The organism is Bradyrhizobium sp., assembly GCF_047605465.1.
In the GTDB taxonomy this organism is placed as follows: Bacteria; Pseudomonadota; Alphaproteobacteria; order Rhizobiales; family Xanthobacteraceae; genus Bradyrhizobium.
The window spans coordinates 1-6,650 of sequence record NZ_JASGFS010000118.1 but is presented as its reverse complement, the minus strand read 5'-3'; the positions used below and the strand labels follow the sequence as shown (position 1 = coordinate 6,650).

Below are 6,650 nucleotides of genomic sequence, written 5' to 3'. Positions count from 1 at the left end.
TGCGCGGCATCTGCATCAGCGACAGGATGCCTTCCTGCATGCGCGCGCCGCCCGAGGCGGCGAAGACGATGAAGGGCGAACTCTTCTCGACCGCGAGCTCGAGCCCGCGCACGATCGCCTCGCCGGCCGCCATGCCGAGCGAGCCGCCCATGAAGTCGAAATCCTGCACGGCGACGACGACGGCGGAGCCTTCGAGCTTGCCGTAGCCGACCTTGATCGCGTCGTTCAGGTTGGTACGCGCACGCGCATCCTTGATGCGGTCGACGTACTTCTTCTCGTCACGGAACTTGAGCGGGTCCGGCGTCACGTCGGGCAATGCGACGTCGAACCAGGTCTCGTTGTCGAAGATCGACTTCAAGCGCGCCACCGCGCTCATGCGCATGTGATAGTTCGAACCCGGAATGACGAACTGGTTGGCCTCGACGTCCTTGTAGAACACGAGCTGTCCGGAATCCGGGCACTTGATCCACAGATTCTCCGGCGTCTCCCGCCGCAGCATGTTGCGGATCTTCGGCCGGACCACATTGGTAAGCCAGTTCATGGTTTGCTCCGATGTGCGAATCCCCTGGGGATCGCCTGAAGGAATATATGGCGGCCGGGCCGTCGACCGGCAAGCCGCCGTGTCGCCTGCCCGAGCAGCGGAATTATGGCCTATCCAACCGCCTGTTTCGCAGCCCTGACGCCCTTGGCCAGGGCCGCCGTCAACTCAGCCACGGCATTAACGGTTTTGGCGGTCGCCCGCCCTTCCGCATCGAGGCTGTTCTTGAGCGCATCGACCAACGCGGTGCCGACCACCGAACCATCGGCCTTTTCGGCAATGGCGCGCGCCGTCTCCGGCGTGCGGATGCCGAAGCCGACGCAGATCGGCAGCCTGGTGTGCCGCTTGATGCGCGCAACGGCGTCACCGACGGCGTTCGCGTCCGCTGCCGCCGCGCCGGTGATGCCGGCGATCGAGACGTAATAGACGAACCCCGACGTGTTCGCGAGCACCGCAGGCAGGCGCTTGTCGTCGGTGGTCGGGGTTGCGAGGCGAATGAAGTTGAGCCCCGCCTTCAGGGCGGGAATGCACAGTTCGTCGTCTTCCTCCGGCGGCAGATCCACGATGATGAGGCCGTCGACACCGGCCGTCTTGGCATCGGCCAGGAACTTGTCGACGCCGTAAATGTAGATCGGATTGTAGTAACCCATCAGCACCAGCGGCGTGACCTCGTCGTCCTTGCGGAAGTCGCGCACGAGATCGAGCGTCTTCTTCAGCGTCATGCCGACCTTGAGCGCGCGCAGCCCGGCGGCCTGGATCGAGGGGCCGTCCGCCATCGGATCGGTGAAGGGAATGCCGAGCTCGATGACGTCGGAGCCGGATTTCGAGAGCGCCTTGACGACCTCGAGCGACGTCGCCGGATCGGGATCGCCGGCCATCACATAGGTGACGAAGGCCGCGCGGCCCTGCTTCTTCAGCTCGGCGAAACGGGTGTCGATACGCGTGGTCACTTGGTCTTGCCCTTCAGGATGTCGCCGACCTGCGGGACGTCCTTGTCGCCGCGGCCGGAGAGATTGACGACCATCAGGTGATCCCTGGGCCGCTTCGGCGCGAGCTCCATCACCTTGGCGATGGCGTGAGCGGGCTCGAGCGCGGGGATGATGCCTTCGAGCCGCGACAGCAGCTGGAATGCCGCGAGCGCCTCGTCGTCGGTCGCGGAGAGATAATTGACGCGACCGATCTCGTGCAGCCAGGAATGCTCGGGGCCGATGCCGGGATAGTCGAGACCGGCCGAGATCGAATGCGCATCCTGGATCTGGCCATCGGCGTCCATCAGCAGATAGGTGCGATTGCCGTGCAGCACGCCGGGACGGCCGCCCGCGATCGAGGCCGCATGCAATTGCGTCAAGCCGTGGCCCGCGGCCTCGACGCCGAAGATCTCGACCGATGAATCATCCAGGAACGGATGGAACAGGCCCATCGCATTCGAGCCGCCACCGATGCAGGCGACCAGCGAATCCGGCAGGCGGCCTTCGACTTCCTGCATCTGCGCCCTGGTCTCGTTGCCGATGATCGACTGGAAGTCGCGCACCAGCGTCGGATAGGGATGCGGGCCCGCCACCGTGCCGATGCAGTAGAAGGTGTCGTGCACGTTGGTCACCCAATCGCGCAGCGCCTCGTTCATGGCGTCCTTCAGCGTGCGCGTGCCCGACTGCACCGGGAAAACCTTCGCGCCAAGCATCTCCATGCGGATGACGTTCGGCTGCTGCCGTTCGACGTCGACAGCCCCCATGTAGACGACGCAGTCGAGGCCGAAGCGCGCACACAGCGTCGCGGTGGCGACACCATGCTGGCCGGCGCCGGTCTCGGCGATGATGCGCTTCTTGCCCATCCGCCGCGCCAGCATGATCTGGCCGAGCACGTTGTTGACCTTGTGCGAACCGGTGTGGTTCAGCTCCTCGCGCTTCAGGTAGATTTTCGCGCCGCCGAGATGCTCGGTGAGACGCTCGGCGAAATAGAGCGGCGAGGGCCGGCCGACATAGTCCTTGAGATAGCCGTTCATCTCGGCCTGGAAGGCGGGATCGGCCTTGGCCGCGGTGTAGGCCTTCTCCAGATCGAGGATCAGCGGCATCAGGGTTTCGGCGACGAACCGTCCGCCGAAAATACCGAAATGGCCGCGCTCGTCGGGACCGCTGCGATAGGAATTGGGTTTGGCGATGTTCATCGGACGCTCAACTCTTGACTGGCGCGCGCGGCGCGAATGAAGACCTTGATCAGCTCCGGATCCTTCACGCCGGGGGCGCTCTCGATACCGGAGGACACGTCGACACCGCCGGCGCGGGTGACGCGAAGGGCCTCGGCGACGTTGTCGGCATGGAGCCCGCCCGAAACCATGTAGGGCAATTTCAGATCGAGATTTTCGAGCAGGTGCCAATCGAAGGGTGCGCCGAGGCCGCCGGGGCGGGTCGCGTCCTTTGGCGCACGTGCATCGAACAGGATGCGGTCGGCGATCGCGGCGTAGCCGGGCAGCACGGCGAGATCGGCGGCGGTGGCGACCGGCACCGCCTTCATCACCGGTCGGCCGAACCGCTGCTTGATGTCACGCAGCCGCGCCACGCTTTCCTTGCCGTGAAGCTGGAAGATGTCCGGCGACAGCGCGTCCATGATGTTGTCGAGCGTGGCGTCGTCGGCATCGACGGTGAGCGCGACCTTCAGCGCGCGCCGCTTCACCTGGCGGCCGAGGTCGCGACCGAGCTCCAGGGTGAGATGCCGCGGCGACGGCGGAAAGAACACGAACCCCACCATGTCGGCCCCCGCCTCGAGCGCCGTTTCGAGCGTCTCGCGCGTGGACAGGCCGCATATTTTGACGAGCAGGGACATGGTCTCAAAGCAGGTGAAGGCCGCACGCCGGCGGCCGGAAAACCGGATTTTGGGTTGCGGCCGCTTCTACAACGTCGCGCGCTGCTTGTCTCGCCCGACGGGCCCGTAAAGGCCCACCCCGGCGGGGACGGACAGACTGCGGGACTCGGGCTTGGCTGCGGCCGTTTGGGCCCGCAGACCGGCCAGCTCGCCCCGAACGGCCCGCGCATCCGCCTCGAGACGGCGCGCCGCGCGCCGCCAGTGCCGCTGGCCGAACCAGACGGCACAACCGCCGGCGAGGACACCGAGCGCGGCCACCAGGATCAGCACCAGGAACAGCGGCAGCGTGATCGACCACGTCGGATCGTTCGTCATGAAGGGATCGAAGGAGACCGTGACGAAGTGGCGGTTGGCGACCGCGAAGGTCACCAGGATCAGGCCCAGCGGAATCACGATCAGCGCGGTCAGGAACTTTCGCATCTCGCTGCCTGCCTTGAATCAAGCTTCCGGCCGCATCGGAGCGGCGGCTGCAAATCCTGACGTCGGCCTCAGTCGGCTGCGCCGGGATCCGGATGATCGCGGTTCAAACGCTCGCGCATTTCCTTGCCGGTCTTGAAGAACGGAACGCTCTTCTGATCGACGGGCACGTGAGCGCCGGTGCGCGGATTACGGCCGGCGCGTGCGGGGCGATGCTTCACCGAGAAGGCGCCGAAACCGCGCAGCTCGACGCGATCGCCGCGCGCGAGCGCAGCCACGATCTCTTCGAGGATCGCATTCACAATGTTCTCGACATCCCGCTGGTACAGATGCGGGTTGTGCTCGGCGATACGCTGAACAAGTTCGGATTTGATCATCGAGAGATAGGACCCGGGAACGTGCGGACAACCATTTCCGTGAAAATGCCTTGATCTGTCAAGACGCTAAATCAAGATAGAGCGCCGTGAAAATGCGTGACAAATGCCGAAAAAGGGGGCTGTCACGATACCCGTCAAACGGGAAAGACCCTGCAGACTCGCCCAATCCAGCCGATTCCGGTCAGTTCGATGCCGCCGGTTGCCACAGCGCCAGCATTCCATCCATTCCGATCCGATCGACCGCCTGCGCGACCCCGCTTTGCCCGATCTGATGCGCAATCGAGCCGAAACCAAGCGCTTCCAGGGTAATCACAGCGGCGGTCTTGAGGAACGGCAGGTCGCCGAAGCGGGGCTGGAGCTTGTAGTCGCGCACGGGAAGCCCCTTCTTGACGCCCTTCTGCTCCTCCAGCCAGGTCACGGCCGTCTTCTCGTCCCCGAGCTGGTCGATCAGCTTGAGATCGATCGCCTGGCGGCCTGTGAAGACACGGCCATCGGCGACTTTTTCGAGCTGCGTGTCATCCATGCCACGCCTTTCCCTGACCAAACCCTTGAACCAGGCGTAGGAGTCCTTCACCAGCGCGTCGAGCGCGGCGCGGGCTTCCGGGCTGGTCGGCTCGAAGCCGTTGGGCGCGGCCTTCAGGGGCGAGGATTTCACTTCCTCGACCTTGACGCCGATGGTCTTCAGGAGCTCGGCGACGTTCGGAAACTGGAACAGCACGCCGATCGAACCGACCAGCGAGCTCTGCTGGGCGATGATGTGATCGCTCGCGATCGCGGTGATGTAGCCGCCTGACGCGGCAAGACCTTCGACCACGACGACAAGCGGCTTCTTCGCCTTCAGCCGTGTCAACGAGTCGTAGAGCTGTTCGGAGCCGGCGGTGGTGCCGCCCGGCGAGTTGATGTGGACGATGACGGCGGCGGCCTGCGACTTCTCCAGCCGCTCCAGCGCCTGCGTGCGGTCGGAATCACTGCGGATCAGGCCCTCGATCTGGACCCGCGCGATCGAGCCGGCGGACGCGAAGGTGCCGCGCACGCCGGGCGTCACGATCAGCGCGAAGCCGGCGATCGCCACGACCGCGATCAGAGCGGCCACGACCCGCCAGAACGTCAGCTTGCGGCGAATCCTGCGGCGGTCGACGATGATGTCCGAATCGAGCGACATCGACATATCTCCAAGTAAGGCCGGGCGCGTTATGCCGTCACAGCATGACTATCGCCTTATCTGGATACATCAATTGCGGCGCAATTTGAAGAAATGAAGGCCTGTCCGGGCACGAGCAGAGCGCCCTGATCTCCGTCCCCCGCTACGCTCTCCGGGACGACGACGGGAAGGCCGCAACAAAAAAGCCCCGGCTCGCGCCGGGGCTTCGATGTCTCGCGAAACAGGCGTTTCGCTTACTTGCTGTCGCGGTTCTTGAGCGCGGTGCCGAGGATGTCGCCGAGCGTCGCACCCGAATCGGAGGAGCCATACTGCGCGATGGCTTCCTTCTCTTCGGCGACTTCGAGCGCCTTGATCGACACCTGGACCTTGCGGGCCTTCTTGTCGAACTGGATCACGCGGGCATCGACCTTCTCGCCGACGGCGAAGCGTTCGGCGCGCTGGTCGTTGCGGTCACGCGCGAGTTCCGAGCGCTTGATGAAGGTGGTGAAGTCGGTACCGGCGATCTTCACCTCGATGCCGCTTTCCTTCACTTCGAGCACTTCGCAGGTCACGACCGCGCCCTTCTTGACATCGCCCGGCTCGGCGAAGGGGTCGCCTTCGAGCTGCTTGATGCCGAGCGAGATACGCTCCTTCTCGACGTCCACATCGAGCACCACGGCCTTCACCATGTCGCCCTTCTTGTAGTTGTCGATCACCTGCTCGCCCGGAAGCTTCCAGTCGAGGTCGGAGAGATGGACCATGCCGTCGACGTCGCCCTCGAGGCCCAGGAACAGACCGAACTCGGTCTTGTTCTTGACTTCGCCCTCGACCACCGAACCGGTCGGGTGACCTTCGACGAAGACCTCCCAGGGGTTGCGCATGGTCTGCTTGAGGCCGAGCGAGATGCGGCGCTTGACGGAATCGACTTCCAGCACCTGCACTTCGACTTCCTGCGAGGTCGAAACGATCTTGCCGGGGTGCATGTTCTTCTTGGTCCACGACATTTCGGAGACGTGGATCAGGCCTTCGATGCCCGGCTCGAGCTCGACGAACGCGCCGTAGTCGGTGATGTTGGTGACGCGGCCGGTGAAGCGCGCACCCAGCGGGTACTTGGCTTCGATGCCCTGCCACGGATCGTCCAGCAGCTGCTTCATGCCCAGCGAGATACGGTGCGTCTCGTGGTTGATCTTGATGATCTTGACCTTCACGGTCTGACCGATCGAAAGCACCTCGGTCGGATGGTTGACGCGGCGCCACGCGATGTCGGTGACGTGCAGCAGGCCGTCGATGCCGCCGAGATCAACGAACGCACCGTAAT

Annotated in this window: 8 protein-coding genes; all 8 read right to left on the bottom strand. The window is 64.5% G+C overall.

The features are described from left to right. Positions 1-541: acetyl-CoA carboxylase carboxyltransferase subunit beta (locus QM712_RS35860; protein WP_415027871.1), on the bottom strand; the 541-nt coding region annotated here is incomplete at its 3' end. 110 nt (positions 542-651) lie between these two features. Further along, on the bottom strand, positions 652-1,488 hold the full coding sequence (trpA, locus tag QM712_RS35855; RefSeq protein ID WP_415027870.1) for a tryptophan synthase subunit alpha: 837 nt from the start codon (positions 1,486-1,488) through the stop codon (positions 652-654). Then, the gene (trpB, locus tag QM712_RS35850; RefSeq protein WP_415027869.1) at positions 1,485-2,702 is read right to left on the bottom strand and encodes a tryptophan synthase subunit beta; all 1,218 of its coding nucleotides are present in this window, start codon (positions 2,700-2,702) and stop codon (positions 1,485-1,487) included. The genes trpA and trpB overlap by 4 nt, the downstream gene beginning before the upstream one ends. Continuing rightward, a complete protein-coding gene (locus QM712_RS35845) occupies positions 2,699-3,358 on the bottom strand; it encodes a phosphoribosylanthranilate isomerase (protein WP_415027868.1) in 660 nt (219 codons plus the stop codon). Before QM712_RS35845 ends, trpB begins: the two co-directional genes overlap by 4 nt. A 66-nt stretch (positions 3,359-3,424) precedes the next feature. Beyond that, complete coding sequence (locus tag QM712_RS35840; protein WP_415027867.1) at positions 3,425-3,817, bottom strand: LapA family protein; 393 nt, start codon at positions 3,815-3,817, stop codon at positions 3,425-3,427. Between the two features lie 68 nt (positions 3,818-3,885). Beyond that, entirely contained in the window at positions 3,886-4,191 is a 306-nt protein-coding gene (locus tag QM712_RS35835) for an integration host factor subunit beta (protein WP_008539997.1), read from the bottom strand. 181 nt (positions 4,192-4,372) lie between these two features. Continuing rightward, positions 4,373-5,353: a signal peptide peptidase SppA gene (gene sppA, locus QM712_RS35830; RefSeq protein ID WP_415027866.1), complete on the bottom strand. Its 981-nt coding sequence runs from the start codon at positions 5,351-5,353 to the stop codon at positions 4,373-4,375. A 233-nt stretch (positions 5,354-5,586) separates the two neighbouring features. Beyond that, positions 5,587-6,650: 30S ribosomal protein S1 (locus QM712_RS35825; RefSeq protein WP_415027865.1), on the bottom strand; the 1,064-nt coding region annotated here is incomplete at its 5' end.